Origin of the sequence: Arthrobacter sp. QXT-31 (assembly GCF_001969265.1) — a bacterium.
Taxonomy (GTDB): domain Bacteria; phylum Actinomycetota; class Actinomycetes; order Actinomycetales; family Micrococcaceae; genus Arthrobacter.
This window is the reverse complement of the sequence record NZ_CP019304.1, coordinates 37,078-63,482: the sequence shown is the minus strand read 5'-3', so window position 1 is coordinate 63,482 and position 26,405 is coordinate 37,078. Positions and strand designations below refer to the sequence as shown.

29 protein-coding genes and 2 pseudogenes are annotated in these 26,405 nt (G+C 64.9%); 6 read left to right on the top strand and 25 right to left on the bottom strand.

The window, feature by feature from the left end; all coding sequences use genetic code 11:
• Positions 1-214: 214 nt before the first annotated feature.
• Positions 215-2,347 (bottom strand): phosphocholine-specific phospholipase C, encoded by a 2,133-nt coding sequence (locus BWQ92_RS00340; protein ID WP_076797740.1) that lies wholly within the window; start codon positions 2,345-2,347, stop codon positions 215-217.
• A 233-nt stretch (positions 2,348-2,580) separates the two neighbouring features.
• Between BWQ92_RS00340 and BWQ92_RS00335 the strand changes: the two genes are divergently transcribed.
• Positions 2,581-2,973, top strand: coding sequence for a nuclear transport factor 2 family protein (locus tag BWQ92_RS00335; protein ID WP_076797739.1), 393 nt, complete (start codon positions 2,581-2,583; stop codon positions 2,971-2,973).
• 161 nt (positions 2,974-3,134) lie between these two features.
• Here BWQ92_RS00335 and BWQ92_RS00330 read toward each other — a convergent pair whose 3' ends face one another.
• From BWQ92_RS00330 to BWQ92_RS00270, 14 genes and pseudogenes are all read right to left on the bottom strand, one after another.
• Positions 3,135-4,250, bottom strand: a complete 1,116-nt coding sequence (locus BWQ92_RS00330) for a hypothetical protein (RefSeq protein ID WP_076797738.1) — start codon at positions 4,248-4,250, stop codon at positions 3,135-3,137.
• Positions 4,183-4,500 (bottom strand): hypothetical protein, encoded by a 318-nt coding sequence (locus BWQ92_RS00325; RefSeq protein ID WP_076797737.1) that lies wholly within the window; start codon positions 4,498-4,500, stop codon positions 4,183-4,185. Before BWQ92_RS00325 ends, BWQ92_RS00330 begins: the two co-directional genes overlap by 68 nt.
• A gap of 73 nt (positions 4,501-4,573) precedes the next feature.
• On the bottom strand, positions 4,574-4,747 hold the full coding sequence (locus tag BWQ92_RS23325; protein WP_157365056.1) for a hypothetical protein: 174 nt from the start codon (positions 4,745-4,747) through the stop codon (positions 4,574-4,576).
• A 30-nt stretch (positions 4,748-4,777) separates the two neighbouring features.
• Positions 4,778-4,909 (bottom strand): hypothetical protein, encoded by a 132-nt coding sequence (locus BWQ92_RS24445; RefSeq protein ID WP_257787660.1) that lies wholly within the window; start codon positions 4,907-4,909, stop codon positions 4,778-4,780.
• A 248-nt stretch (positions 4,910-5,157) separates the two neighbouring features.
• The gene (locus BWQ92_RS00320) at positions 5,158-5,661 is read right to left on the bottom strand and encodes a hypothetical protein (RefSeq protein WP_076797736.1); all 504 of its coding nucleotides are present in this window, start codon (positions 5,659-5,661) and stop codon (positions 5,158-5,160) included.
• Positions 5,658-6,023, bottom strand: coding sequence for a hypothetical protein (locus BWQ92_RS00315; protein ID WP_236783054.1), 366 nt, complete (start codon positions 6,021-6,023; stop codon positions 5,658-5,660). The genes BWQ92_RS00320 and BWQ92_RS00315 overlap by 4 nt, the downstream gene beginning before the upstream one ends.
• Positions 6,024-6,060: 37 nt before the next feature.
• Positions 6,061-7,782: a hypothetical protein gene (locus BWQ92_RS00310; RefSeq protein WP_076797735.1), complete on the bottom strand. Its 1,722-nt coding sequence runs from the start codon at positions 7,780-7,782 to the stop codon at positions 6,061-6,063.
• Between the two features lie 110 nt (positions 7,783-7,892).
• The gene (locus tag BWQ92_RS00305; protein ID WP_076797734.1) at positions 7,893-8,549 is read right to left on the bottom strand and encodes a hypothetical protein; all 657 of its coding nucleotides are present in this window, start codon (positions 8,547-8,549) and stop codon (positions 7,893-7,895) included.
• A 159-nt stretch (positions 8,550-8,708) separates the two neighbouring features.
• Positions 8,709-9,233 carry a hypothetical protein gene (locus BWQ92_RS00300; protein WP_076797733.1) on the bottom strand — a complete coding sequence of 175 codons (525 nt, stop codon included), beginning with the start codon at positions 9,231-9,233 and terminating at the stop codon, positions 8,709-8,711.
• A 39-nt stretch (positions 9,234-9,272) separates the two neighbouring features.
• Positions 9,273-10,188: pseudogene (locus BWQ92_RS00295) on the bottom strand (IS5 family transposase).
• 17 nt (positions 10,189-10,205) lie between these two features.
• Entirely contained in the window at positions 10,206-10,472 is a 267-nt protein-coding gene (locus BWQ92_RS00285; RefSeq protein ID WP_157365055.1) for a hypothetical protein, read from the bottom strand.
• A gap of 139 nt (positions 10,473-10,611) precedes the next feature.
• Positions 10,612-11,466 carry a hypothetical protein gene (locus BWQ92_RS00280; RefSeq protein WP_216639961.1) on the bottom strand — a complete coding sequence of 285 codons (855 nt, stop codon included), beginning with the start codon at positions 11,464-11,466 and terminating at the stop codon, positions 10,612-10,614.
• Entirely contained in the window at positions 11,456-11,698 is a 243-nt protein-coding gene (locus BWQ92_RS00275) for a hypothetical protein (protein WP_076797730.1), read from the bottom strand. Before BWQ92_RS00275 ends, BWQ92_RS00280 begins: the two co-directional genes overlap by 11 nt.
• A gap of 14 nt (positions 11,699-11,712) precedes the next feature.
• Positions 11,713-12,423 (bottom strand): hypothetical protein, encoded by a 711-nt coding sequence (locus BWQ92_RS00270; RefSeq protein WP_076797729.1) that lies wholly within the window; start codon positions 12,421-12,423, stop codon positions 11,713-11,715.
• Positions 12,424-12,534: 111 nt separating this feature from the next.
• Here BWQ92_RS00270 and BWQ92_RS00265 point away from each other — a divergent pair, with 111 nt between their 5' ends.
• A complete protein-coding gene (locus BWQ92_RS00265; RefSeq protein ID WP_076797728.1) occupies positions 12,535-13,572 on the top strand; it encodes an ATP-grasp domain-containing protein in 1,038 nt (345 codons plus the stop codon).
• On the opposite strand, the gene BWQ92_RS00260 is transcribed toward BWQ92_RS00265, so the two are convergent.
• On the bottom strand, positions 13,569-13,889 hold the full coding sequence (locus tag BWQ92_RS00260) for a histone-like nucleoid-structuring protein Lsr2 (RefSeq protein WP_076797727.1): 321 nt from the start codon (positions 13,887-13,889) through the stop codon (positions 13,569-13,571). The two genes, BWQ92_RS00265 and BWQ92_RS00260, sit on opposite strands and share 4 nt — an antisense overlap.
• 278 nt (positions 13,890-14,167) lie before the next feature.
• Positions 14,168-16,027 carry a hypothetical protein gene (locus tag BWQ92_RS00255; protein ID WP_157365054.1) on the bottom strand — a complete coding sequence of 620 codons (1,860 nt, stop codon included), beginning with the start codon at positions 16,025-16,027 and terminating at the stop codon, positions 14,168-14,170.
• 292 nt (positions 16,028-16,319) lie between these two features.
• Here BWQ92_RS00255 and secE point away from each other — a divergent pair, with 292 nt between their 5' ends.
• From secE to BWQ92_RS00235, 4 genes are all read left to right on the top strand, one after another.
• On the top strand, positions 16,320-16,604 hold the full coding sequence (secE, locus tag BWQ92_RS00250; protein WP_076797725.1) for a preprotein translocase subunit SecE: 285 nt from the start codon (positions 16,320-16,322) through the stop codon (positions 16,602-16,604).
• Between the two features lie 149 nt (positions 16,605-16,753).
• Positions 16,754-17,605, top strand: coding sequence for an FHA domain-containing protein (locus tag BWQ92_RS00245; RefSeq protein ID WP_076797724.1), 852 nt, complete (start codon positions 16,754-16,756; stop codon positions 17,603-17,605).
• A 50-nt stretch (positions 17,606-17,655) separates the two neighbouring features.
• Positions 17,656-19,158 (top strand): serine/threonine-protein kinase, encoded by a 1,503-nt coding sequence (locus tag BWQ92_RS00240; protein ID WP_076797723.1) that lies wholly within the window; start codon positions 17,656-17,658, stop codon positions 19,156-19,158.
• Positions 19,159-19,305: 147 nt separating this feature from the next.
• Positions 19,306-19,671, top strand: a complete 366-nt coding sequence (locus tag BWQ92_RS00235) for a hypothetical protein (RefSeq protein ID WP_076797722.1) — start codon at positions 19,306-19,308, stop codon at positions 19,669-19,671.
• A gap of 196 nt (positions 19,672-19,867) precedes the next feature.
• Here the strand turns inward: BWQ92_RS00235 and BWQ92_RS00230 are convergent, their stop codons facing one another.
• From BWQ92_RS00230 to BWQ92_RS00200, 8 genes and pseudogenes are all read right to left on the bottom strand, one after another.
• Complete coding sequence (locus BWQ92_RS00230; RefSeq protein ID WP_157365053.1) at positions 19,868-20,416, bottom strand: hypothetical protein; 549 nt, start codon at positions 20,414-20,416, stop codon at positions 19,868-19,870.
• Entirely contained in the window at positions 20,349-20,843 is a 495-nt protein-coding gene (locus BWQ92_RS23320) for an SRPBCC family protein (RefSeq protein WP_157365052.1), read from the bottom strand. The genes BWQ92_RS00230 and BWQ92_RS23320 overlap by 68 nt, the downstream gene beginning before the upstream one ends.
• A gap of 359 nt (positions 20,844-21,202) precedes the next feature.
• Positions 21,203-21,664 carry a TetR/AcrR family transcriptional regulator gene (locus BWQ92_RS00220; RefSeq protein ID WP_257787675.1) on the bottom strand — a complete coding sequence of 154 codons (462 nt, stop codon included), beginning with the start codon at positions 21,662-21,664 and terminating at the stop codon, positions 21,203-21,205.
• 399 nt (positions 21,665-22,063) lie between these two features.
• Positions 22,064-22,921: pseudogene (locus BWQ92_RS00215) on the bottom strand (alanine dehydrogenase); the annotation flags it as partial.
• A gap of 445 nt (positions 22,922-23,366) precedes the next feature.
• A complete protein-coding gene (locus tag BWQ92_RS23315) occupies positions 23,367-23,531 on the bottom strand; it encodes a hypothetical protein (RefSeq protein ID WP_157365051.1) in 165 nt (54 codons plus the stop codon).
• Between the two features lie 79 nt (positions 23,532-23,610).
• Positions 23,611-24,435: a diacylglycerol/lipid kinase family protein gene (locus tag BWQ92_RS00210; RefSeq protein ID WP_076797718.1), complete on the bottom strand. Its 825-nt coding sequence runs from the start codon at positions 24,433-24,435 to the stop codon at positions 23,611-23,613.
• An 89-nt stretch (positions 24,436-24,524) separates the two neighbouring features.
• Positions 24,525-24,767, bottom strand: a complete 243-nt coding sequence (locus tag BWQ92_RS00205; RefSeq protein WP_236783050.1) for a hypothetical protein — start codon at positions 24,765-24,767, stop codon at positions 24,525-24,527.
• Positions 24,768-25,709: 942 nt separating this feature from the next.
• Positions 25,710-26,153 carry a hypothetical protein gene (locus BWQ92_RS00200; RefSeq protein ID WP_236783049.1) on the bottom strand — a complete coding sequence of 148 codons (444 nt, stop codon included), beginning with the start codon at positions 26,151-26,153 and terminating at the stop codon, positions 25,710-25,712.
• Positions 26,154-26,405 lie beyond the last annotated feature (252 nt).

Below are 26,405 nucleotides of genomic sequence, written 5' to 3'. Positions count from 1 at the left end.
GGGACGACCTTTCAAACAGGCTGACGGCAGGTAGCGAGCCAACGATAAAAGCCATATTCGGCGGCGGCTCAGCGCAATCAGAATGCGGACAACGCCACGTGCCGTCGTGGACAAACGGGAGATTCGCTCCCACCCGGAGGGCCGACGACCGGATGTGTGCGCCAGGAGGGGCGCTCAGTCGCCGGCCCAGTCTTTAAGCGGACGGGGAGGGCGGTCAGCCCGAGACGCCCTCGCTTCCGTCCTCTTCCCTGCCGGTAACCCGGCGGCGGAATCCGGTGTCATTCAGGGAGGTGAGCTCAACGTCGTACCAGCCATTAGGTGCGGGCCAGTCGAGTGTCTTTCGCTGCCCGGGCTTGAGCGTGAGCTTTTCTGTCACCTTGGCGTACTGCAAGGAGCGCACTTCAAGGCTCACGGTGTCCCGCCCGTGGTTGCTGAGCTCGACCTCCACGTCACGCTTTCCGCGGCGTCCGGTGACGGTGAATCCGACGCCGGCGGCTGCGCCCGCTGTCGAGCCTTTCATCTCGTACTGGAAGCGGTTGGGGCCGAGGACCGTCAGGTCGTAGTTGCCGGACGGCACGGGGACGCGGATCGTCTGCCGTCCGAGGACGTCGACGTGCTGCGGCTCTGCGAGTTCCCCTGCGTAGCCATAGACGATGAAGTGCGCCGACTGCTTCCCGCTGTTGGCCGGGTCGAGGGTGACCCGGGCTGCACCGGCGGTGGCCTGGATCCGTGGCCGGTACGGCAGCGGACGGGCGGGCCGCGAGCCGGGTTCCTGGGCAGGGGCCGTCTGGTTCGCTGGCGGTGTGGGGCGCCAACGGCTGACCGCATGCGGCACGGGCCCTGGATGTTCCGGTACTGGGGGCTTGCCGGCGGTGTCGAAATCGAAGACGCTCGTCAGGTCCCCGCACACGGCCCGGCGCCAGGGGGAGATGTTCGGTTCTTCGACGCCGGTCCAGCGTTCCAGGAAGCGGATGACGGAGGTGTGGTCGAAGACTTCCGAGCTGACATAGCCACCGATGGTCCAGGGCGAGACAACGGTCATGGGGACCCTGGGTCCGAGCCCGATCGGCTCCCCGGTGAACCAGTCGGTCGATTCTCCCGATGCCGGCCGCGGCTGGACGGGTGGGGGAATGTGGTCGAAGTAGCCGTCGTTCTCGTCGAAGTTCAAGAAGATGGCCGTGCCGGCCCATATGTCCGGGTCGCTCGCGACGGTGTCGAGCAGCCGGTAGACGAAGTTTGCACTGCCGACGGGGGTTGATGCGCTGGGGTGCTCCGAGTCCGCCGCGGAAGGGACAATCCAGCTGACCTGCGGCAGCGTTCCTGAGGTGATGTCCGCGCGGAGCCGGTCCAGCAGCGTGTTGGGCTCGCCGCGCCACATGGCCTTGTCGAAGAGCGCCCTGTCGGCGTCGTTCAGCCGGGAGCGTCCCTCGGCCAGCTGGGCGAGGAGGTGCTGCTGTTCTGCGGGCGTCTTCCCGGCGAGCTGGTTGTAGAACTCTTCGGTGGTGCGGAGCCGGCCGTCCACGGAGGCCAGCATGGTGTGGCCGATGTCCTTGAAGGTCTTGAAGTACTCGACGGCGTTGTCGGTGAAGTTGTCCCAGTCCTGGTAGATGCGCCAGGACACGCCGGCTGCCTCCAGCCGCTCAGGGTAGGTGGTCCAGTCGTAGCCGGCGTGGTCGTAGCTGTAGGCGGCGTTGGTGACGGCGCGGTTCGCGCTGCCGGGCTCGTTGAGGCTGGTCCCGGACCACAGGTAGTTGCGGTTGGGGTTGGTGGATCCGTTCACCGAGCAGTGGTAGGCATCGCAGATGGTGAATGTGTCGGCCAGTTCGTACTGCAGTGGAAGGTCGGCCCGTTCGTAGAACGTCATGGTGGAGGGCCCCTTGGCGGGAACCCACTTGTCGCACCAGCCGTTATTCCATGCCGCAGTGGTTCCCTTGAAAGAGTGGTCGAGGGCGCCAAGGTACTGGATGTCGGAGCCTGGCCGCCCGGCAAGTTCGGCGGCCTTGCGCAGCGAGAACGGCAGAACGGTTTCCCCGGTGTCGCGGGGCTGTTCGAACATGGACTTGCCGCCGGGCAGCCGGGGCGTGGATTTGTCGCCGAAGCCGCGGACGCCGCGCAGTGTTCCGAAGTAGTGGTCGAAGGACCTGTTCTCCTGCATGAGTACGATGACGTGCTTGACGGCCTTGAGGCCGCCGGGGCGGATGGGCTGGGCCATGGCCGCCTGGACCGATGGCGGGAGCAGTGAGCCTGTAGCGGCCAGCGCCGTCGCCGCTGCCGCCGTTCCGAGGAAACCTCTTCGGGACAACCCGGAGGCAGCAGTGCGTTCGGAGCGGGGGACGAGAGGTGACATGAAACGGGTGCCTTTCCGGGGTGTTGTTGCCTCCGCTCAAGCTAGGGCGGCCCGGTGAAGATGCAGTGTCGCGGCGGGAAACGGCGAGGGCATGCCGCCTAAACACCGACACCGGATGAGGCGGTGCGCGGGGCACCTGGCGCCCACGAAATCGTCATCGACAAGGGCATGGGCCAGGGCTACCCTTTAGCCGTCCGAGAGTGTTCCGACAATGGAGACGGAGAGGTCCGGAAATGGGAACCCAGGAAAATGTTGAACTGATTCGGCGCGGTTACGAGGCCTTCCAGGCCGGTGACATGGATACGTTGCGGGAGATGTTCGCCGAAGATTCGGTGTGGCACGTCGCGGGCAACGGGGTGCTGTCCGGGACCAAGCAGGGGCGTGAGGCCGTCCTGGGCTATTTCGGTGAACTGGCCGCCCGCTCCAACGGAACCTTCAAGGTGACGCTCCAGGAACTCATCGGTGGGGACAACCACATTGTCGGGCTGCAGCACAACCACGCGGAGAACGGCGGCAAGACGCTGGATACCGATGCCGCCCTGACGTTCCAGATCCGCGACGGAAAGATCACGGAGGGGCGGGAGTTCTTCGACGATACAGCCAAGGCCGACGCCTTCTGGGAGTAGCCAAGGCCAGAGATTGTCAGCTGACCACCCGGCGCAGGCGAGGACCCTCAGCCGGTGATACGGAGCCGGTCCGGGAGTCCTGCGTTACCGGCAGCGCCGCGCGCGAACCCGAGCGGCAGCGGCGGTCCCAGCGCGGGCCGGACAGGTGCCGGTACCGGTGCTTACTGCTTCGCCCTGGACATGGGCGTGCCGAGCAGGTTGGTGTGCTCCCCGGTGCGCAACCAGTGCGGGGACGCAGCGATCAGCGGCGCGTTCTCCACGACGGCGGTCGCGTCGAACGTGTGCCAGGGGGTGAACGCGTAGCCATCCAGCAGTGGCCGGCTGACCCACTTGGCGGCGCCGCGGCCGTCCCCGAGCGCGAAGTCGGCGGCGAGGGTGAAGAACTGCTCACTCACCTCGTGCCGGGCGGGGAACCACTCGTCCCAGGACACGACGCCAATGCGCGCGGCCGGGGAGTCTTCGCCGACGCCGGGGAACTCCGTGAGGACCTTGGAGAGACGGCGGTAGATTTCACTGCGCGGGTCACGGCCTGCCCGGCCACGGTCCGGGTGAGGTGCTGCGATGAAGACAACGACGAGCCCGGAGGTTTCCAGCGGACGCTCGGCGAGGAGCTGCGCCCAGCGGCGGACCTTGGAGTCGAATGAGGCGGAAGCGGTCGCGGTGATCTCGTACGCGACGCGCAGCCCGTCGGGGCGGACGAGCACGCCGTCGGCGCGGCGGTTGTCCGGGTTCTTCACCGTCTTGCCGATGCCGGTGCCTGCGAGCAGGTCAACGGTGGCGTGCTTCTCGCCCAGGACGGCCCCGACCGGGAGGTACTCTGCGGCGCGCAGGGCAAGCTCTGCGGAGAGCAGGTTGTGCCGGTCGTACTGTCCGCCGTGGCTCCACGGGGACCCACCAGTGACGGACACCCACTCGGGGAACGTCAGGGTCGGGCGGACGAGCTTGTCGAACGCGTCGGAGTTGCCGGGCCGGTAGAGGATGCCCCGGTCTTTGCCGGCCAGCCGCCGGGACGGGTGGGAGTAGGTGCCGAAGTCGACCAGATCGATGGAGAAGGACGCGGCGATGTTGGAGCAGGACGGATCCAGGAACAGGTGGGAGCCGGTGAACGCGGCCATCTGTTCGGCGGACACGGTGCGCCACGAGTCGAGGACCGACCATCCGGCGAGTCGGTGCGAGCGGCCCTTGTTGATGGTCAGCAGCCGCATCGCCTCATTGGTGTCCATCCGGTGCCGGCTGTTGACGGCTCCGGCGCCGGTGGCGACCCGGTTCCGTTCCATCGCCCCGGTCGTCCATGAAGTTTCCGGCTGGCCGGACACCGCCGCGGCCTTCGCTTTTGTCGAGCTCTTCCATGACCTGGAAGTATTCGCCGCCTCTGATCGTGAATGCGACGGAGTTCATGTCGGTGCCCGGCTCTCTGTCCGGATGGACAGTCGAGTAGTTGCGGTTCCAGGGCCTGTAGCGCAGCTGCCCGTCGGGGCCGTACGAGAAGAACTGCTCCAGGGTGTTGACGTGTCCGTAAAATTCCATGCCCGTCATGTGTGGGGCACTCGACCGCTCTCTCACCGGACTGGACGGGTAGCAGCCCCGGCTGCAACCGCTCCTACCGCCAGGACTTGTCCTTGTCCTCCAGGTCATCGAACAGGTCAATGAGCTGCGTCGACCCGGTGATCTCCCTGAATTTCGCGATGACTGCGTCATGGCTGCGGTCGCCGAACACTTCAACGCCGTCGGCGCGCAGGATGTACACCTCGCGTTTGAAATCGATGTCGATCACGTAGTCGGGTTCGTGGCGGCGGCCGATAACCTACTTGGCAATCGACTTCACGGTATCGGCTTCACGGAATCCGTAGCCGTAGTGGTGTTCGGCCTCGAAGTCGTTGGCCGGGACCTCGATTTCGAACTCGATGGTTTCCCGGAAGGTGATGTAGTCGGGCAAGGTCAGGCACCGTTCCCGTAGTGCTCGGGCAGAGGCGGCGGGGGCGCCACCGGGTAGTCGTGGTTGCCTGCCGTGGCCAGGACGGTCAGCTCGCGCAGGTGCTTGGAGGCGCGGGCGTTCGCGTTAATGTGCCAGCCGCCGACGATGAGCTGGTTGCGGTCCAGCCCCGCTCCGCCCTTGATGACGGTGCCTTCGATCGTGAACTGGCCGTAGCGGACGGTGTGGAAGGTTGCCTGGACCCGGTCACCTTACTTGAGCGCGGCGATCGTCTCTCCGAGGAGCTTGGTGTTGCGGCGAACCGTCGGCACGCTCGAGGCTTCCTCGTCTTCCTCTTCGGTTTCGCCGGCCACTTCCTCGGGGATGTCGGGCTCATCAACCGGAACAGTCTCCTGTTCCGACAGTGGCTCGGCTGCAACCGCTTCGGGCAACTGCTCTGCCTGGTGCCGGGCGAACGCCAGCAGTGCCCCGGTGCCCCCGTCGGCGCCCATGACCGTCCGGCAGCCGTTGCAGCGGATGCGGGTTCCGTCCTTGTTCCAGCCGTACGCGCTGTGCTCGGCCAGGATGGCCTCGGCGCTCACGGGAAGCAGGTCGGACTGATGCCAGGGGAAGGCAGCGGCCGCACCTGATTCCCCATCGTGGGCATCCATGACGGCGTCGCAGTCAGTGGCGTTGCAGCGGATGCGGGTGCGTGCCTTGTTCCAGGTGAAGGTGCTGTGCTCTGCCAGCAGGGCTGCGGCCACTTCGATGCTCACGCCGACGCACCGTTCACAGCCGCCAGGAGGCCGTGGACACCTGCCTTGAGGCCCTCCCTCTCCTTGTCCTGGATCACCGCGTACGGGAGCCCAAGAATGTCGGCGAGGTACCGGGTGCCGGCGGTGATCTGGTCGTCGCTCACCACGGCCTCGTCCTGCTGCTGCAGGGACCTCATGGCGTCCGGGAGCCGGATGTACAACGGATCGTCGGGATGTTCCGCCAGCAGCTCTTCAGCGGCCGCCTGCACACGTTTGTGGAAGTCGAGGTCGTACTGGAAGCGAAGAACGGCGCGCTCCTCCAGAGGTGTGATCTCGGTGGGCACAGGCCGGGGCAGCGGTGAGGAAGAGTCCATGGCGCTCATGTGTGAGGCATCGGACGGAATCCTCACCGCTGCCCGGTTACGGCGTGGGAGCCGGCGCCGCCGTTGGGGCGTTCAGGTCGACCGTGGCCGTGCCGTCTGAAGACACGGAGATGCGACCATGCTGGTATTCCTGAACGGTGCCGCCTGCTGTCCCCGGCCGCGGATCGGAGATAGGGAATCCGAGCGGTCCGGACTCGGCGCCGTTTCTTACCCAGACGGTCCGGGTGGCCCCGGAGGACAGGCGGGCACCGGTGGAGCTGGACCAGACAATGTAGCCGCCGCGGAAGCCCTGGCTGCGGCCGCCCAACGCCATGGCAGTTTCACTGGTTACCGCCGTACCGAGGGCGGCCCTCAAAGTGTTGAACTTGGCGCCGATCGCACCGGTCACCTTGCGGGCTCCGGCCGTGGCGGTCCAGGTGATCACGCCACCCTGGAAGTTCTGTACGGTGCCGCCGCTGAAGGCGAATTCATTGCTGGTGGGGTAGCCGAGAGTGCCACGTTCGTAACCGGCAGCCGCCCATGCCGCGCGGATGGCCCCGCGGGTGATGCGGGCACCGGTCGCCGGGGACCAGTGGATGACCCCGCCTTGGAAGGTCTGGTAGGAACCGCCGTTCTTCAGCCCCTTCACCTCATCCGAGGTCGGGTAGCCCAGGGGTCCGCGCTCATATCCGGAACCTGCCCAGGCGGAGAGGATGGCCCCGCGTGTGATGTGGGCACCGGTGGCCGGGGACCAGTGGATGCGCCCGCCCTGGAAGGTCTGGTGCGAGCCACCGTTCTTCAGGCCGCGGCCTTCATCGGAGGCGGGGTAGCCGAGGAGACCGTTCTGCGCGCCGGCAGCAGCCCATGTGCCGCGGATCGCGCCTCCAACGGTGTGTGCCGCGCTGGCGGCCGACCAGTAGATCGATCCGCCGCGGAACGCCTGGTACGAGCCACCATTGCGGAGTCCTGAGGTCTCACGGGAGGCGGGGTTGCCGAGCCAGCTGGCCGGGCCGCCCGTTCGTGCGTACTTGGCCGTGATGGCACCGAACGGGTTGCTCGAGTAGGGGGTGAAGACGTCATCCACGGAGCCCATGATGATGCGGTCACCGGGCCGGCTCCTCCGGAGGAAGCGGGTCACGGTCGCCAAACTGGTCGAGACGCAGCCCGCGCTCGGGGTGCGCCCAGCGTGCAGGAAGATGGCGAATGAGGCACCCAGAACCGTGGGCATGTCAGGCTTGCGGTTGTAGTTGATCACCGCAGCCTGCTCGTAGTAGCCCTGGTTCATGAACTGCCAGAGGTTTTCGTCGGATTCGCCACCGGCGCCTTCGAAGTACTGGTTGTAGTTCTGGTTCCGTTCGCCGCCCCAACGGGACCAGTAATTGACCTTGTGGTACTTCAGCGCAGTCCCGGGGTTGCTGCGCCCCAGAGCCTCGGTGAAGCTGAACGAACCAGTCGGAGACCGGTACGTGTCCTCCCACTCCTTGTTCTGCGCAGCGAACCCCCGCAGCCCTCCATAGCCCCAGTCCTGCCACTCCTGGATGTACCGGCTGCCGGAGCGGACACAGCCGGTGATGGTGAGCAGGCTCGTGTTCCGGGTGGTGGCCGTCGCGAACGTGACCCTGGCGGCTCCGAAGCCTGAGAACTTGGTTTGGCCGGCGCTGAGCCTGGCACATGGGTTGTACACCTGGGCGGAGGCGGTGGCGGGCGGGGCCACAATCAGGGCCGCGGCCGAAACGGCCAAAGCGACGAGGGCAGCTGGAAGCACTTTCCTAATGGACATGGCGAGAGACTTTCGCGTACAGCGACGACCGCATCCCCCCCGCGGCCGTCATCCGGAATGAGCATACAAGGCTGATGTCCTAAGCCGGGGGAGGCGTTGGACACCGTTCGTTACTGGTTGTCGCGGTTGGCGATCTGGATCAACTGGGCGTCGTCCCGGGCGCGGCGCCGCGCCGCCAGCAACGCCTCCACAGCGGAGGCCTCCTCCTTCACTCGAGCGAGGACTTCCTTGCGGACCCTGAGTGCACGCTTGTACTCGGCGGCGAGCCGCTGGACCGCGGGGTCGCTGATGTCGGGTGCTGCCGCCATTTGCGCCCCATGCTTGGGCAGAGCGGCCGCGGCGACCAGGACCCGCACTGCCTCCATCGCGGGGACGAGCTCGGTGCCGTCACCGGGCAGGCCGCCGGCCATCAGGCCGCGGCGTGCCTTCTCCAGCCGCTCGAGCAGGCCGACCACCTCGTCACGGACATCAAGGGGGATGGACTCAACGGGCAACAGCAGGTGGCCGTGGATCGACCAGGCTGCGCTGAGCCGTGCAGTCCATGCCTTCGCCGGCCGGCGGCGGGAGCTCAGCTGGATGGCCGCGCAGATGACCGAGAGCCATAGGGCAATGAGAGCAGCGAAACCCACCCATGACCAGGCATCCCCCTCGGAGTCCGCCGAAGCGATGACGCCGCGGATGCCCAGAAAGCTGGTGATGGCGATCCGGCCGCCGATGACAATCAGGATGACAAAGCTCAGGACGCCGACGGCGAAGCACCCGATCACCCAGCCCTTCCTGCCTGGCCTGTAGGGGTCGGTGAACCGGTAGGCCTCCTCTGGCGTGAGGCCAAGGTTGAATACAAGGCGTCTCGGGCAGGGCGCCCCAGGATGCCCGGGTGCCGTCCCGGAAGGCGTCGAACAGGAGGGGCGGAATGGCCGGGGAGCTCATGAGGTCACCGCCTCGCCGGACGCTTCGAGGGCGGCGTGGTAGGCGGACAGCTTCACAGGTTCCCAGAATTCGGGGTCTGGGGTGTTGTTGTTCTCCGCGGCCAGGGGCTTGCTGAGGGTCAGGTAGTAGTCGTCACCGACCTTGGCCATCCGCGGGATGATCATGAACCCGTCGGCGTAGAAGACCTCAGTGGCGCCCGGGTATTTGTTGCCGGGCAGCCGGAGGGTGGCCAGCGTCGCGGCCGCTTCCTTCCCCTCGGGCGTGCGCTTCGCCGGGACCGCATTAAAGCGGCTTTCGCGGCGCCAGCCGGCAGGAAATTCCTCGAAGGAGTTGGCGGTGTGGAACCCGCGGACAGCCCAGCCTCCATCAAAGAACGCCGTGCCGAAAAGCTCTTTCCCGCCGAGCTCCTCCTTGAAGGCGTCAGTTCTGGCGTGGAATTCGGCGACTTCCGTTTCGCGCGCGGCCAGGTAGGCTGCGACGTCTGCGGGGCGGGTGGATTTGAAGGCTACGGCAACGGTCATGGGCTCGATGTGTACGGGTCCGGCCCCGCCGCTCCCCGCCTAGGGTGTGTTGCTAAAGCTGGCTCCTAGCCAAGCGAGCGATGCTGCGAGCTGTACGGCGGTCAGGAAGTTGCGGGCGGTCTTGTCGGATCGCATCGCGAGGCCGCGCCAGTTTTTGAGCCGGTTGAATCCGCGTTCTACGACGTTGCGTCCCTTGTAGGCCTCGGCGTCGAATGCTGGTGGCCGTCCGCCGGAGGACCCCTTCCGTTTCCGGTTGGCCGCTTGGTCGGATTTTTCCGGGATGGTGGCCTCGATGCCTCGGTTTTCCAGCCAAGTGCGGTTGGCCTTGGAGGTGTAGCCCTTGTCTGCCAAGAGGCGGTCCGGGCGGGTGCGCGGCCTTCCCCGTCCTGGGCGTGGAACCCGGATCTGTTCCAGCGTGGCGGCCAGCATGGTCGTGTCATTGATGTTGCCGGCGGTCAGGACGGCTGAGAGCATGCGCCCCTTGCCGTCGGTGGCCATGTGGAGCTTGGACGTCAGGCCGCCGCGGGAGCGTCCGATCGCGTGGTCTGGCGGTTCAAGGCCGAGTTTCATGTAATTCGAGGGTTCCCCCTGTGTGTCGGGGAAGTGTGGCGCCGCGCTGGTGGACGCGCACGATCGTGGAGTCGATTGACGCGATCCAGTCGAGGTCGCCAAGGGTCTCCGCGCGGGTTTGGACGTGTTCGAGCACCCTGGTCCACGTTCCGTCCTTGGCCCAGCGGTCGAAATTCTTAAAGACTGTGTTCCAGTTCCCGAATCGCTCGGGAAGGTCCCGCCATGGCGCCCCGGTACGGAACTTCCATGCCGTTCCTTCCACGACGAGACGGCGGTCCGCGACCGGGCGCCCGTTGCCTTTCCAGGCAGGAAACAACGGCCCGATCACGGCCCACACTTCGTCAGACACCAGAGAACGATTGCGCACCACACCAGACAACCGCATCCGGGCCTCAAAGGGGTTTAGCAACACACCCTAGGGGGCGACTGGGCCGGGGGTAAAGGGTTGGGCGCCTCGGGCCTTTCCGCTTCGGGCAGGCCCAGGTCGACCCAGCCCTCAACGATGATCTGCTCCACGTTCGTTTGGATGTGCAGCGGCGCGTCGTGCAGCTCCAGCTCGTCAGCGACCATGATCCTCAACCCGGCCAAGGTGGATTTGTACTTGTCGACGACATCCGCCAGGCGCGCCTGGACGTACGCCTCCAGTTCCTCCGCCCGGTGGGTTTCCATCGGGTAGTGCATCCCAGGGGCGTCCCGCAGCGGCACGTCGGTTGCGTGTAGATGTGGCCGTCGGCATCGTTGACCATGATGTCTTCGTCGTACTGGTGGATGTCTTCGAACTGTTTGGGGGTCAGTTCTGCCAGGGCACTCATTTGCCGGAACCGTCCTCGGTGGGAAGCGGCTCCCGGTTGAGCAGGTAGCCGACACCGAGCCGTGCCGCGAGGATGCCGAACGGGACGACCGCCGCCGGCCATGCACGGTCCAAGCCAATGATGACCGCCCCGACGAGGAGGACCGTCGAGTAACCGCCCCAGAGGAGCAGCTCATCACGGAGCGCTTTGGGGCGCTGGCGCAGCCACTGGATCAGGGACGGGTAGCGTTCATGGGTCATGGCTTGTCCTGTGTAGGTCGCGGCTGCGGCAGCCCGGGGCTGGTGGATTGAGCAGGGGGAGGGGTTGTTGCAGACTCCGCAGTGCCGGGCCGAGCGGCGCCCGTACGTGACCGGGGCGTCCCGGCGGAGCGGTTCCCGGTGAGCTGTGCGTGCCGAGGCACCCATCAGGGAAATGATGAAGTGCAACGGAGCCGGTTCCGGATTCAGCCGCGGCGCGGTCTTCTTGGCCCGGAGTTTGCCGTTGGTGCCGGGGACCAGGAGGCCCCACCCGTCGGGCAATTCGCCTGGCTTCACGATCGCCGGGTGGGGGACCACCAGCCACCAGTGGTGCATGTACCGTTTGATGGCGTCCGCCTTGGTCGGGTCCCGCAGCTCCTGCAACCAGTCGGCGCGCGTGACTTTGACTTCGTGGCCGTGCAGGGCCAGCTTCTCGCCGGCGTAGCCGCCCGGATGCTTATCGGCTGCGACGAAGTCGGCGATGCGACGGCCATCGCTGTAGCCCATTCCGGAGCGTACGTGCTCCGCCCTGACCCACCGGTCCGAGATGGTGCCCCGGCGGACGTCGGTGTAGCGGTCCAGGAGCAGGTCGAGCATGTCCCGTTCAGTGGCCACGGGACTCCAGGACCTCGGGCTCGACGCGTGCGGCGCGCCGTGCGCTCACCGTGCCGGCCAGGGTCGCGATGATGGCCATTCCGCCGGCCATGATGAGGCCGACGACTGAGGCGGTGGCGAAGAATCGGGCAGCGCCGGGATTGCCGTGCATGGCCGTGATGAGGCAGGCGAGGAGCCCGGAGGCAAGGGCAACGGTGGCGTTGAAGAGCGTGAGGATGTTTCCGAGGGGCATAGGAGTCTTCCGGATCAGCGGGGGATGAGGGTGAAGGCAGGTTCGTCACCCATGTTGGCGAAGTGGGCGAGCAGTTCCGCGGACGTGTATTCGACCTCGGACCCCGGTGCCGCCCAGGTGCTGACCCCGTGTGAGCGGGACACCGCAACGCGGAGGGGGCCGCACGTCGGGACGATGCACAGCGCTTCGAAGGCGTCCTCCGAATCGAGCTCCTCGACGGTGGTCAGGACCCTCTGTTGCGTCGTGGTGTCGGGGAGGTCGGGTCCGTCGATCACGACGAAGCCCGGTTTGTGCCCGTCGATGATGTCCGCCAGGAGCTCCTCGGAGCTGAAGAAGTGATCGGTGCCCGCCGGGGTCCAGGTGTTCTCACCGTCACAGCGGGTGTAGGGGGTGACGATGCGGCTACCGTCCGGGCTGAGGAGGCACAGCACCTTGTGGGCTTCCTCGGAGTTGAGCTCCTCGACTGTGGACAGGGTGCGCGGGACAGTCCTGTCCAGGATCTCCCGGAGCTTTTCCACGGCAACGTCTAAGCCCGACGCCGGATTAGGGAGGCAGGAGGAGGGTTCGTCGGCCTCGAACGGGTACTTCGTTTGGAGGTAGAGGCAATCACCACTGCCTTGGGAACACACAGCGTCAGCGTCGAAGAGTGGCTGCCCGAGGGCGGCATCCTTGACGTCGTTCGTGCTGCCTTCGATCCCGCTGCCGTAGCCAAGGCGGATAAGCAACCGGCCGCTAATACAACTGAGAAAAGACCACGCTGCCCTCAGCGGATGCGGGTAGCTCTGAGCGGTCCTCCGCACACATGACGGAAAAGTAAGCCGTCTCTGGAGGAACCCATGCCTTGGCTCGTGAGCATCGTCAACCGTCCCGCGCCTGCGTACCGCGACGCCACGCCCGCCGTGCAGGCCCGCAGAGAAGATCTGCTCGCCCTCTGGTCTCGGCACATTGGACCGGCCGCCGAGGGCGGAGACGGGGACTACGAAGACTTCTACGAACAGGCCATCCGACTCGAATCCGCCTTGGCTTCCTTCGGGGCCGACAACGTGTGGTTGCACCTCTCCACTGACAGGGCCACAGCTGTAAATGCAGGGACCGGCGAACGGCGTCCGGCGGAGGAGCTGGAGCAGCTGCCCCGTTACGGGACCCAAGCCAGTCTTCTCCACCAGGACGTAGACATGGAACAGGCCCGCCTGGCCGCCGACTACTACAGGTACGAGGCTTTCCTGACCCGCGCCGGACGCCGCGTGCAGCTTTGCGGTTTCGGCATGGAGGACCCGTCCTCCATCGAGCTCGGCGACGTCCTTGCCGGCTGGGTTGCGGACGGCGTCCGCCGCGCTTTCCTGAAGTCCGTCCGGGTCAAGTACGCCGCGTTCCCCGTAGACCTGCCCGAGGGCTTCCGGCCGGAGCATGGCGCCCGGGCCGTCTTTGATGAACTCAGCTACGGGGCCATGAGCCTGGAAGGGCAGCGGGACAGTCGGATCGCCCAGGAGTTCGTGACAATGGAGTACGAATACCGGGTGTTCGTCGTCGGCAACACGGTCGTCACCGCGGCCGGATGCATCGAGGAGTTCACGCCCCTGGACAACGGCTACCGGTTCGACAACCAGCTGCGCCGTCACCGGCAGGCAAAGTCGCCGGTCGAGCCCGAACCTGCGATCGCCGGGGTCCTCACCAACTTCGCGCGCAACGCTGTCGACGCCCTGGCCCTGGAAGTCCCGGCGCTGACCGACTATGTCATCGACGTCGCGCTCGGCCCCGGCGGCAAACCGTTGGTTGTGGAACTGAACTCACTGCTGAACGCTGGCTTGTACGCCAGCGAGCCGGCCCGGGTTACCGAAGCGATGGCAGCCCGGGAGCCGGGTCTGGTCCGCTAGTTGGCGCTGAGGTAGGCGTCGACGATGGATGTCTGGATGCGGCCGCGGGCGTTCACTTCCAGACCCTCGGACAGGGCCCAGGCGCGGATGTCCTTCGAGGAAATCCCGGCAGCTTTCCCATCGGTGACCGGGCGTTTGCGCCCGCCAGTGCGGCGGCCTGCTTCTGCAAACATCGCCAGCGAGGACCGGAGTTCCTCTGCATTCTGGTCGTTCAAGTCGATCTCGTAGTCGACACCGTCAAGGGAGAAGGTCAGGGACTGGGAAGCCTCGGATCCGTCGAGGTCATCGATCAGTTCCACTACTGTTTTTTGCGCTATGCGATGAGGGTATCACCGGCGCTGACCTGCGGATTTGTCACACGCCGGTCAGCGTTCGACCCTGATGGACTGGAGGGACTAGCCTTCGGGAACAGCGGCACGAAGGGCTTCCCGGGCTTCCTCGTAGCTGCCGCCTTCGGCGTGGACTTCCTTCGTCTCAACCGGCTTGATGACGCCGACAATTTTCACCATGCATCCAATCGTAGGTCCCGGTGACGACCTGGGATGGCGTCCAATACCCGGAGGTAAGAGGGCTCACATCGCCAAGGCCCGTGGGGCTACCGGTAGGCCGTCTTGACATCGATTCTCTTGGCCGCGGTGGTGTCTCCGCTGGCGGTTGCGACCTGCCAATAGCCTCCCGCTGTCACTGGCGGGTAGAGCGCATAGTGCCTCAGATCGTTCTTCCACAGCTCCGGTTCACCGACCCGCCAGACACCTCCGGAGGGGCCGAAGCAGGACCCGGCCCAGTACGGGTATCCGGGGATGCCTTGGGGCCCTGCACCCGTGGCTCTCACGCAGACCGTCCCGTCAACCAGTTCGACGCGAACGGGGCTGCTCTGGTCGGGTGCGCCGGTATTTTGCCTAAAGCCAAGGCTGTCACCCAACTGCATGTTCTTGAGCAGTGTGGTGAGGGTTTTCCCGTCCTGGGTGACGCCTATGCACAGGAAATCGTGCGCAGCCGAGGGGTTCTGGAAGCACGGGTCGAAGATCCCCGGCCAGTAGCAGCGGAAGCCATCCTTGCGGGGAGCGATCTCGGAGCCAATGCAGCCGGACCCGGAATTGTTCGTTGACCCGTCGTACGTTTTGTTGACGGCTTTCAGGGTGCCATCCTTCCAAGGGTCCAGGGTCACGAAGCGCGTGGCGCCCTCCATGGTGCCGCTGGCGGGCGGGGCCGACGCGGTGATGGTCGACTCGAAGTTCGCCCCGCCCGTGAACTCGTTGATGATGCCGAGGGCAGAGGCCACCAGGAACTGCGGGCCGGCACTGAGGATCGCGAGCAGGATCTGAGCCGGCGGGGAGAGCTTGATGGCTGTGCCGACGCATCCAAAGAAGGACTTGACGATACCGGAGGCGTAGGCGGGCGTGAGCGGGCTGCCTGCATCGGCGGTGTCAACGATGTTCTGCATGCACCCGGCCTTGGCGAGGTCGTCGAGTGCTTTTGACTTCAAGAAGCTTCCCAGTGCAGTGTCGAGCACCTTGGACAGGATCGAGATGAGCAGCATGGCGGGATACTGCTTGAATCCGATCCGCACCGACGCGGGCGTCCCATTGAACGTGTACTGGGCGTCAGCGCCGGGCATCATGATGCTCTGGTGCTTCTTGATGAAGCCCGAATTCTGCGCGAGGGCCACGGAGAAGGCAGTGGCCAATGAAATCTCAACCTTGTTGGACGCCGTGGCAGCAGGGTCTGTTGTGGTCAGAAACGGGATAGGCGAGTTGGGGGAGGCCGTCACGGTCAGCGAGCCGTTGGACTCACCAACGCAGAGCCACGCCTGCGCGGGGGAAATAGCCTTGTAGGTGGAACCGGCAATCGTCACCGGCTTGTCCAGGCAGTCCGGTTTCGGGTACTCGATGCCGAGACTTTGCAGGATGCCGTCCCGCACTTTTTTCATCACGGCGCCGAGGTCGAGCTGCACAGGCCACACCCAGGACAGGTGGGGTACTTGGGCGGTGATAGTCCCGGCCGCAGGGTCCAGAACGGCCTGGACGAGATCAGGCTCCGAAGCGCCCTCGGACTGGATCATCATGGCGACCGTCTGTGCGGTGTCCGTCTGGTTCCAGGATGCGAGCCGGCTCTTGTCCACCGGCACGGTCACGGTGAGCGGCTTCGAGGGCTGCAGGCCGTCCCCGAGCCTGATCTTGAAGGCTTTGGCAAGCAGCTGCAGGCTGTCCCCGTCGGTGCCCGTCGGGTTCCGGTCTTCAAAGGATGCCTCGACCTTTGTTCCAACCGGTGCCGCGCCAGCCGGAACAACGATGTGGACACCGGCTATATTCAGGTCGGCCCCGTTGTCGCCGACCACGCTCTCGGACGGCGGAGCCCCCTTTTGGGCGAACAGGTCGCAGGACGTCAGCGCCAGGCATATGATCACCAAAGCTGCCAGCAGCGGGATGGCCCGCACCCTACGAAACACCCGCATTTGATCCCCCACTTCGACGGCCGTGGCTACAGCATACGGACGCCTGCCGGTCACCGGGCCAAGGGCGCTGAATGTGACGGCGAAGAGCTTTCACGACGACGCCACACACATGCGGTGGAAGACCAGAGACTTTCCGGCCCACAACATAGGAGATCCATGCCCGAGGAGAACGTGCCAGGCGCGGCGACCACTGACTTGGCCGTCAACGTGTCCGGTTTCCGGATGGACTTCGGTGCCCGCACCGTCATTGACCCTGCCCCGGGCGGAACCGACCTAAGCAAGGAACAACCTCATGACCCAAGCCCTGACCCACCGGGATACGCCTCTCTCCGGGCCACAAGCACCCACCGCCGCGAAAGAGAAGAAGGGCTTTTTCGGCTCGATTCTGCTATTCGCCCGCCAGGTCATCGCGGAGCTGCGCAAAGTCGTCACGCCGACCCGCAAAGAGCTCTTCCGCTACACCGTGACCGTGGTGGCGTTCGTGGCCACCATGATCCTGTTTGTCACGCTGCTGGACCTCGGCTTCGGCACCCTGTCCTCGCTGCTGTTCAAGGGCAGCCCCGCGGGCGACAACTGACCCGGTTGCGATGAAGGCACCTCCGCCTTTCGCGGGGGTGCCTTTTTGCTGCGCCCCGACATGTGTTGTCATCAAGGCGGCGGCAGCCCTCTGGGCTGCGCCCAGACAGTACGCTAATCCCAGATTTCAAATGTGGGGGAGGGGGTGCAGTGAACGCTCTGGTTGGATTCCTGGTGATCTACGGCGGGATTGCTGCGGTAGTGCTGGGTGGTCTCTGGCTGTTCTTCAGCAACCTGGGGCGCGTGCACAACCTGACGCCATGGCAGGCTGCCAGGAGCTACGCCCGGAAAGATCTCGACGTCGGCCCCCTGACCCAATGGCGGGTGAACCTCACCTACAAGGCAGAAATGCGCAAGACCGGCAAGAAAGGACCCTCCGGGAAGGTCCTGCCGGTCCATAAAATAACTGTTGCCATGCCGGCCGAGGATTACCGCTTCATGTCGCAGTTCAACATCAACAATTTCGCCGACCAGCTGGCCGAATATCGCCACACTTACGCTCTGAAGCAGGGCTGGTGCGAACTCGGCGACGAACCAGTTCCCGTGTCCGTCTGGCCTAACGAAACGTTGAAACGCCTGAGGCCCGTCGTCTCCTTTGCGGTCGCCCAGGACGGGACAACGCGGACCATCACTACGGAAGCCGGACTGGCCGATGACGCCAGGACAGAACCTGTCAACGGGCTGGCCTGGGTGACGTTCAAGGGCAAGCAGTGGGTTCTTCGACCTGAGGACTCGCCGTACCGGCTGGGGCGCGCTGAGGACAACGAGATCCGCACCGTCCACGACCACATCTCCGCGCACCATGCGACGCTGCGGCACTCCGGAAGCGGCTGGGTCTGGGAGCCTCCGAAGCCGCCAAAAAGAACCACAAACTCGACAAAGATCAGTGGACGGATCATCACGTTGCCGACCCCGCTGACCAGCGGGTCCATCATCACGATAGGCCAGGCAGATCCAATCCGCTTCGATGCGGGAACAGAAGTCATCAACGCCGGGCGATAGCCCGGACAACTGAAGCGAACGCCGTTGGGGCGAAGAGGAAGGCGGCGAACATGCACGCAGGACAGATGCTCGGCGAGGGGAGGTACCAGCTCCTCGAGCAAATCGGCAGAGGCGGAATGGGCGAGGTGTGGAAAGCCAACGACACCAAATTCAACCGCCTAGTGGCCATCAAAGGGATCAGCGACACAGCTGCCCCCGAGATGGGCGCGAAAAGAAGGCTCGAGCGTGAAGCGATAAACCAGGGGTCACTGCGGCATGACCGGATCGTCCCCGTCATCGACACGTTCATCGAGGAGGGCCGTCTGTACCTGGTGACGTGGTTCATCGAGGGCACGGATCTCCAAAAAGCCGGGGAAGCAGGCACCCTGTCGGACGCTGAGAAGGTCTCTGTTCTCACGGACGTACTCTCCGCCTTGACCTACCTGCACGGCCAAACGACCGTCATCCACCGCGACCTCAAGCCGGCCAACATCCTCCTCGGAGAGGACAACCAGGCCTACATAGCAGACTTCGGTATTGCAGAGTCACAGCTGGATCCGGATGCCACAAAATCCCAGCATCTTCTCGGAAGCCGCGATTACATGGCTCCGGAGGTCCTGGACCAAAAGCAGCCGGCAAGCCACGCCTCCGACGTGTGGGCTTTCGGCGCGATCGCACTGTGGCTTTTCACCGGGCGGACCCCGGACCGTTACACGCCAGGGATGGGTATCCCTGACGGCAACTTCGCCGGCTCCCTCAGCGACGACATCCGGGCTGCACTCAATCCCGAAAGCTCACTGCGGCCGGCGGCGTCGCAGCTGCTTCCTTCCTTCCGGCGGGCGCAGTACGAAGGGGTGACCTCCGCCGTTCCCCTGGTCCACCAAACAGCACCCCTTCCCGATCCTGTCCCTCAGCCGGTGTCGAACCCAGTCGGCACACCGGCTCGTAGGCGCTGGATTCCCATCGTTCTGATCCTCGCAGTCCTTTTAGCCATCGCAGGGACTGCTGTGGCGTTGATGAATCCGCTGGGATCACGGCAGCCCCAGGCTGCTCCAAGTTCCCCGGCGGCACTCCCCACATCGCCGAGCTCCACGCCCACGGTGAGCGAAACGCCATCCGAGACTCCTACAGCATCCGAGACTCCTACGCCGACACCCACCCCTACGCCGACTCCAACCCCTACGCCGACCGTCAGCGAAGTGACCCCCTCGCCGCTAAACTCGCTCTCCGGTGACATCACGGAGGGTCGGATTGACATCCACAGTTCCAATGGAGGGAAGCTTGGTCCCGGACTCTACAATGTGAGCCATCCGCCCGGATACGAACCCTACGTCTACACCGCGGGCGGCCGCCTTGGCCGCGAAGGGTGCTACGCGCAATGGCGGGTCGTGAACAACGGTGTACTCCTGGACACAAAGCGAACACCCTGCGAGGCCCAAGGCGGCTTCAGCGAGGTCTACTGGCCCAACCTGCTCAAATACGAGGTCGGCACCGTCGAGGTCACAGCCGCCATTACAACTGACTGGGGAGCCACAACAACGCTCAAGGTGACATTCCAGATGGTCAAAAACTGATCTCCGGACCCGACCGCATGGCTTCCGACGACAACTGCCTCGGCATCACAGAAGGCACCCCGTGCTCAGCGGGGTGCCTTCTGCTGCGGGACCGCCCATGCCACCGAGGGGGCTCTTTTTCGCGTTGTAGCCGCACACACATCAGGCATGAGCACACCAACAGCACGCCAGCCCAGAGGCATCCCCGTCGGCGGCCAGTTCGCACCGACCACCCACGCCGAACCCTCCCTCTCCCTCGGCGCGCCGTCCGTGCAGCCAGACTTTGTACGGGACCGGCTCCGCCAGCTCGGGGTCCTGGACCACCTCACCGAAGCGCATGTCGCTGCCGTCACCGAGAAACTCAACGAGTCACTGGACTTCAGCGACCGGAACATCGAAGAAACCGCCGAACAGGTACACGTACAGGATCGCGGCTACTCAGTGGACACAGCCCGGAAAGCCCAAGCCGGCCTGGACCGGCTGCGCGGGTTGAGCACGTCAGGAAAGACCGTAGGCTGGCCTGACAAGCCTTGAATCAGTCTATGCAGCAGCCGACTACCCACCGGAAAAGGTCTGCCACAAGAAGAAGCCCCGGAACCTGCAACGTTCCGGGGTTTCTTTGCGTCCGGGCTATGAGCCTTCCTGTGTACGGCCAGGCGCCGGTTGGAGCAGCGGTGAGAGCATTCCGGATCCCCGCACACTGTGGGGATCAATCCCTGGGGTCGGCGGTTTAGAGCCGGCTCAGCAGGGAGGCGACGTCGTCCAGGATGGTGTCCTTGGCGTTTACCAGAGCCCCTTTTTGGAAGACTGCTATCTCGGCTGCCCGGCGTAGGCTCCTGAGGCACATTTCTTGGTCGCCGCCCCGGACCAGCTCCCCGAGCCATGTCTCGAGGTCCTGGCGCTTTTTCTCCATGTAGTCGTCACGGCCGGTTTCGCGGTTCGTGTCGGAGTCCCGGTATATCTGTACGAGCCGGCCATCAAAGGTCAGGACCATCTCGACGCGATCGAAGCCCTTCAGCTTCCAGCCAACAGGCTCCGCATACCCCTCGTCCGTGTAGGAGCGCCGCCAGAAAGAGTTTTTGATTCGGCTGTGCCATATGGTTTCGTCGGCAGGTACGTCGTGCCGGCTGAGAGTCGCTGACGCCTCCTTGGCATACTCGGCAAGCTCATCCAACGCTGCGATGCCATCCCTATGCAGCTGCTTGCCCTGCTCAAGACTGGCATCGTTCCCGTCCCGGGCCTGCTGCAGGCGCTGCGCAAGCTCTTCCTGAAAGTCCATGTGCATAGCCTAATTGCTCGCCACGTAAGGAAGCCGGTCGTTTCGCGCGTGGCGCCGTGTGGTTGCTGCGGAGCTCCTGGGCGACAGATGCGACGTAGCGGGTGTGGTTCCACCCGCGCGTGAGGGCTGCGGCGGTGGCAAGGTCGACCTCGGCGCCCTTGTTTTGCGGGACGGCCAGGAAGGTGGCGTTCACGACGTCGTCCCAGAACACGTGGGCTGCCTTGAAGTTGAGGTGGGCGGTAGTCGCCTTGAGGATGTCTTCCTGGGAATTGCTCACGGGTTTGGTGCGAACCAGCGGCCGAGCGAAGCTGCAGCGTGGCCACCAACTGGGCCAACTCATGTTGATGTCGGCGATGATGGCCCACACTTTCTCTGGCGGCACGGGGAGGTGCCAAGTGGAGCTGAGGTCGAAGAGGCGCGGGGTCATGTAGGTATCTTGGCACGGTGCGTAGCTTCAGATGGTACTCATGCACGCCTTGGGACTGTCGACGTGAAGCGGCTCATAGCCGGCATGCGCGGAAACGCTTTCAGGGACCGAGTCGGACGTGTCAGCTTGTAGTCTGGGGTTTCTCAAGCTGCCGTCAGAAAAAGAAGAATCAGAGCCTATTCTGACGGCCCCGCCCCACCTGCCTGACGTCAGGTTGGGGTGTAGCTGAGTTTGACACAGAGTGAGCGGGGATGCCCTGCATGAGCTCGTCCTCGTTGATGTCCGCGACGGGGGCGGGCTGCTTCCCGAACTTTATCGTTCCAACTTTCACCGCTCTAGTACCTGCTCTTCCGCCCTAGTTATCGCGTGGGCTCTGCCGAGTGGCCTTTATCGCGAACCGAAGAGCCCAGCTGCGTGCGATGACGGAGAGCTAAAGATCTTCGGCAACTGGCACGGATCCACTCCAGCACGCCAGCCCTGTGCGCGGCGACCCGTACCTGCACTGCACTACCCGGAATGGCCTCCGCGGAAGCTTTCACAAGCGCGGCACCCCGATAATCCTCTGGATGCCCGTCCCAGAGCAGCGCTGCGGACATCCCTGCCAAGGGGTTGGCCGAGCCCGTGCGATCCGGTCCTGCAGCTGCCCTTAACGCTGTCCACAGCGCGTCCATCTCATCGGGGTAGGCCAGGACGAGGTGTTCCTTGCTGGGAAAATGCCTGTAGAAACTCGATTTGGCAACCTCCGCCTCCTCGATAATCCGGATCACTCCCGAGCCCCGCACACCCTCCACATAAAACAGGTCCGAAGCAGTCTGAAGGATGCGCTCCCGTACCCCCGTGTTCCGGAAGCCATGAAATGTGCTAACTTTTGCCCCCGCCGACTCGTGCCCGATGGTGCCCGCAGCGTCGGTTCCGTTTCCGCTGGAAATACAGTCAATTCATTCGCCGGGGCAATATCCGAAGCTAAGCCTGCGTGTCCTGCCCATACAGTCCACCGTACGCACCGGCACCTAACCTTGGAGGGGGCTTGCTCCCACAGCATCCGGAGGGGACGAATTTTGGGCGCGTTCCCGGAATCGCTTTGCCCCCGCGCGGCACGGCGCCCGGCGTTCTTTTTCCCCGGCGAGGAACGGCATGATGCGTGGTGTAGGGCCGCTGCACGCAAAGGGGGTTGCCCGGGCCGCTCGCCCAGAGCGACGTGGGCCATGAGGTGATGTGCTTTAGGCGGGCAGTGGGAGGTGTGGGTATTCCGGTTCCCGCTGCTGGAACCGCAGCACGTCCTGGTTCAGGACCACGCCGTCGCGGATTTCGATTGCGCGGCTGATGGTGTCGTTTCCGGTCCAGGCAGTGGGACCGGTGATCACGGTTTCCAGGAAGGGCAGCAGCGCCTCGCTGATCTCCCAAGTGGAGGAATTCCAGAGGTAGGAGGGGCTGTGGTCCACTGCGTAGTAGTCGATGTGGTCACCCACTGTGAACATCGGCTCGGCGAACGTGGTGGTCTTCGCCCAGCTGAATCCCATCCCCTCATCGCAGGAAACATCCACGATCAGGCTGCCGGGCCGGAAAGCGTCCAGGTCCTCGGTGCGGAGGTAGGTCAGCGGTGCATTGGGGTCCTGCAGGGTGCAGTTGACCACGATGTCGCTTTCTGCCAGGAACGGCGCGAGCGGGACCCGTCCGCGTTCAGTGATGACCTCGCTGAGGAACGGCGCTTTGTAATCGTGATCGAACTGGGCAATCCGTACCGAATGGATGGGCGAACCCACGGCGGCCACGCTCCGGCTGGTCAGGACCTGGACGTCATGGATGCCGTGGGCGTTGAGGGCGGTGACGGCCCCGCGCGCTGTCGCGCCGAAGCCGATGACGATGGCGCTGAGCCTCCTGCCGTAGTCCCCGGTGGAGCCGGTCAGGGCCAGGGAGTGCAGCACAGAGCAGTAGCCGGCAAGTTCGTTGTTCTTGTGGAACACGTGCAGGCCGAAGCCGCCGTCGCTGGCCCAGTGGTTCATGGCCTCGAAGGCAATCAGCGTGAGTTTCTTCTCGATTGCCAGCTGGGTGATGGCCCGGTCCTGGACGCAGTGCGGCCGGAGCGCCGGCGTAGCCAGGCCGGGACGGCAAAGCTGTGGGAACGGTCGTCAGGGCGAGCGGGAAAAACTTCGCCAGATGGCGTGGCAGGCAGCGGAGCTCCTGCAAGGCGATGCTAGGAGAGAGTTACCCTCACGCGGCAGCGACAACCCTGCCCCGTACCGGTTGTCTTGGCCGGCATGCACTGCCCCAAAGGGCCGCTGCTGGCGGCCGGACAGTCCTTATTCCGCAGTCTCCTCCGGTAGATCACACAAGCACCTGACAGAATTCTGAGGAAACGGGGACGTTCCCAGCTTCTGGTCCGCGCGGTCCTGCGGCCTCCCGCCGCACCGTCCCGGTGGTCTTCTCCCGCCGGCCCGAGCCGCGGGAACTCGACCTGCTCCACGGAACCAGCATCAGCCGCAGCCTGCCGAAGCGGGGTACAGCAACGTCGAACTCCGCGTTTCAGACCGCCGCCTCCTCATCACAAACACCAACCTCGCGGATCTCAAGGCAGGATTGGCCCACCTCTTCGGGAGAATCCTGAACGAGGTCACCACCCAGGCGGCGCTGGAGCGCACCGAACGGGCAGAGGAACTCGATGCCCGTGGCCTCATCGAGGAACAGCAACTCGAATCCGTGCGCCGTCCGCCGCCGAGATCCGCTTCGATTAAAACCGGTTCGGGCCGGGCGCAAGCCCGAGAGTGGGTCAGATAACGGCCAGGGCGCCCTTCGCGCTTTCCACCAGAACATGGGTGGCTGCGGGAAGATGCCTGACCTCGCCGTCAATCTGGCAAGGGACAGCATCACGTGTGGTGAAGGCATAGCTGCTGACGCTCGGTTGATTCCCCAGTCCCATCGTCACCGCCCGAAGAGTCATCAGCGCCATCTTCCAGCGCCCGGAGTGGGGGAGCGTCACAACCTCGAACCTGCCGTCGTCGGGACCGACCGACTCGCTAACCGTCCCGTACTTGGCCATCCGCGAGATATTGGCCAGGATCAGGCTGTCGAAGCGGGCGGTCGCCCCGTCGGCCCGGACAAGCTCGAACGGGCGCAGGTGCGAGAGTGTGCGGGCGACCGACAGAAGTTCGAGGATTTTCCCCTTTCCGCCATGTTCAATGCCGATGGCCATCAATGGCGTTAGCCCGAAACCTATGTAGGAGTGGGCGTAGTGAACCTGTGCCGGCTGTGCCTGTCCAAACGTGATGCGCAAAAGGTCGATCTGCCGGACCGGGCCTTCCCGGACAGCTTCCAGTAACGGTCTTTCGGGCATGCTTCGCTGATGGTCGTTGGCGTTACCTGCCGCGACGACGGTACACACAGCCTTGCTGCCGGGAACGTCCATCACGCCGTTGACAACCTCGTTGTACCCGCCGTCGCCGCTGACTGAAACAAGGAGTGGGGACCCTGTAGCCGCCACGGACCGTGCAAGATCCCGTGCCTGCCCGGCGAAGTCGGTGGGCAGCAAATCCACCTGCAGCTCCGGGGCTCCCGCGGCCAGCTCGCGTTGCAGCCCGTTGATCATGGCTGTCATGCCTGGCTTGCCGGGATTGAAGACCAGCACAGCCCGGTCAAAAACGTGCTGCAGGTGCCCGGTCCGGGCCCCTCGCTGTCATCGGCCACTCAGCCCTGTCGATCCACCAGATCGTCCGCCACGCGGCGAAGGTCCTGGACCCAGCCGGTCGAACGGCTGGGCGCTCCCGAACCGGCTTCAAAGTTCGCAAGAGCTTCCGCTATGCGCTCCAGTGCTTCGGAGATATTGGCCTTTACCGCCGCGTAGCCTTCCCCCGAGCGGGGGTCAGAAGAAGCCGACGACAGCAGCTCCGCTCCGGACCTTAGGACCAGTGAGGCCTCGTGCTCGTTCATACATGCACCTCGCGGCTTCCTCGTGTAGGACGTGCGGCACCTATCAGCCAGCACAACCATACATCCGTGCCTGCCCGAGACCCGCCGGCGACGTCCAGCAGATCACTCTCCTCTACAGCGGTTCCTGGTCCTGGTGGCTGATCTGACCTGACTGCACGAAGCAGGGCCCACGGCTGGGAGGCTCCCGGAAAACTGCACGCGTGGCGGTGCATTATCGCTGTTGCAGGATCCGGCTCGATAAAACCTTGGCCGGCCCTCACTGAAGCTCTGCGTTTCCGGTTCAGCTTTGCTATCCTGCCCGATACATTGCGGAATGGGCCCGGCAGGCATCCGCGGGTTTGGGGACGATTTAGGAGTGGCGATGCTTAGGCAACAGCGCAAAGTTATAAAAGGCCAGGTGTTGGACCGGCCATCCGGCGGCCGCGTCCCGGCCCCTCGGCGGCGCGGACGACCACGGGGTAAGGGCTCCCGGGCCGGATGGGCAGTCGCCGGAATCCTCGCCGCCGCTGTTACTCTGCTCGTGGCCTTGCGGGCGGCTCTTGACCGGACCGAAGACCCTCAGGCCAAGCACACCCCGGAAAAGTCTGCAATGCCGGCCCGTCTCTCCGCCCGCGAGAGCATGTGACGCCGCGGGCTGTTCGTTTCAGCATTATTCTCGCCGGCAGCCGGGCTGGGGGTCCCGCACAGGCGTGCCGGGAACGGCGGCAGTCATCACGAATGGATACAACGAGGTCGTCAACGGGTGATGGACGTTCATGTCAGCAGAGCCCGGCCCACCGTTTTCACGGCAGGCAGCGCCAATAAACCATCACCGAAGCCTGCCGATCCCACACCTGTTCCGGTGGAGAGCGCCAAGGGCGCCCCGGCCGTTACCTGACCTGGGGCGCCCTTGCGGCTGTCGGAGGGCGGGTTGCCGAACCGGTCGGGGGCAGGGGATCCGGGTTAGTCGAAGTGGATTCCGGCGGCGGCTTGTCGGATGGATTCCAGCCGTTGTTCTTCGATCAGTGCAAGGGCATCAAGTTCTTCTGCCCGTTCGGTGCGTTCCCGGGCTGCCTGGGTGGAGACCTCGCTGAGGATCACGCCAATGAGGTGGGCCAGCCCTTCCTTGAGGTCCATGAGGTTGGTGTTGGTGATGAGGAGGCGCCGATCTGAGACGCGGAGTTCGATGTCGCTGTAGCCGGCTTCGGCCAGGCGGCGGCTGGTGCTGGTTCCGTGGAGCAGGTCGATTTCCCTCGGCTGGGGTCGGCGGGAGAAAACCGCAGGGACGGTGTAGCGGGAGGAGCCGCGTGCTGTGCCGAGGTCATGCGGCAGGGCGGAGGCGAGCACGCCGCTGAGCGTGAGAGCGGAATCGGCGCGTACGGGAGGAAGGGCTTGGGTGGTGGTCATGGCGTTCTGCCAACGTTTCTTGAGGATGCACTGTCGGACCCGCGGGAACGTGGAACGGCCGTGACTTGGGGTTCAGGGACCCGGGTCCGGGTCGACTGGGGGGAGGGCGCCGGTCGAGGGCCGTTCCGCCGTAGCGGCTCGGTCATGGCCGCCCTCGTTGTCCCAACTCTCTGCAGCGTCGGCGTCGAGGTGACTCGGCGCCTCATCCCCGGCTTTGACGGGGGCCTCAGAGGTCGTGGGCTGATTCCTCGG

Bases quoted from the DNA above. Each gene is read 5' to 3' on its own strand.
- BWQ92_RS00200 (WP_236783049.1), bottom strand. From the start codon at position 26,153: ATGACCACCACCCAAGCCCTTCCTCCCGTACGCGCCGATTCCGCTCTC.
- BWQ92_RS00325 (WP_076797737.1), bottom strand. From the start codon at position 4,500: ATGGAATTTTACGGACACGTCAACACCCTGGAGCAGTTCTTCTCGTAC.
- BWQ92_RS00340 (WP_076797740.1), bottom strand. From the start codon at position 2,347: ATGTCACCTCTCGTCCCCCGCTCCGAACGCACTGCTGCCTCCGGGTTG.
- secE (WP_076797725.1), top strand. From the start codon at position 16,320: ATGACCCAAGCCCTGACCCACCGGGATACGCCTCTCTCCGGGCCACAA.
- BWQ92_RS00265 (WP_076797728.1), top strand. From the start codon at position 12,535: ATGCCTTGGCTCGTGAGCATCGTCAACCGTCCCGCGCCTGCGTACCGC.
- BWQ92_RS00240 (WP_076797723.1), top strand. From the start codon at position 17,656: ATGCACGCAGGACAGATGCTCGGCGAGGGGAGGTACCAGCTCCTCGAG.
- BWQ92_RS00235 (WP_076797722.1), top strand. From the start codon at position 19,306: ATGAGCACACCAACAGCACGCCAGCCCAGAGGCATCCCCGTCGGCGGC.
- BWQ92_RS00275 (WP_076797730.1), bottom strand. From the start codon at position 11,698: ATGCCCCTCGGAAACATCCTCACGCTCTTCAACGCCACCGTTGCCCTT.
- BWQ92_RS00230 (WP_157365053.1), bottom strand. From the start codon at position 20,416: ATGGACTTTCAGGAAGAGCTTGCGCAGCGCCTGCAGCAGGCCCGGGAC.
- BWQ92_RS00300 (WP_076797733.1), bottom strand. From the start codon at position 9,233: ATGACCGTTGCCGTAGCCTTCAAATCCACCCGCCCCGCAGACGTCGCA.
- BWQ92_RS00330 (WP_076797738.1), bottom strand. From the start codon at position 4,250: ATGGAACGGAACCGGGTCGCCACCGGCGCCGGAGCCGTCAACAGCCGG.
- BWQ92_RS00315 (WP_236783054.1), bottom strand. From the start codon at position 6,023: ATGAGCGCCATGGACTCTTCCTCACCGCTGCCCCGGCCTGTGCCCACC.
- BWQ92_RS00210 (WP_076797718.1), bottom strand. From the start codon at position 24,435: ATGACAGCCATGATCAACGGGCTGCAACGCGAGCTGGCCGCGGGAGCC.
- BWQ92_RS00205 (WP_236783050.1), bottom strand. From the start codon at position 24,767: ATGAACGAGCACGAGGCCTCACTGGTCCTAAGGTCCGGAGCGGAGCTG.
- BWQ92_RS00335 (WP_076797739.1), top strand. From the start codon at position 2,581: ATGGGAACCCAGGAAAATGTTGAACTGATTCGGCGCGGTTACGAGGCC.
- BWQ92_RS00255 (WP_157365054.1), bottom strand. From the start codon at position 16,027: ATGCGGGTGTTTCGTAGGGTGCGGGCCATCCCGCTGCTGGCAGCTTTG.
- BWQ92_RS23320 (WP_157365052.1), bottom strand. From the start codon at position 20,843: ATGACCCCGCGCCTCTTCGACCTCAGCTCCACTTGGCACCTCCCCGTG.
- BWQ92_RS00310 (WP_076797735.1), bottom strand. From the start codon at position 7,782: ATGTCCATTAGGAAAGTGCTTCCAGCTGCCCTCGTCGCTTTGGCCGTT.
- BWQ92_RS00285 (WP_157365055.1), bottom strand. From the start codon at position 10,472: ATGGAAACCCACCGGGCGGAGGAACTGGAGGCGTACGTCCAGGCGCGC.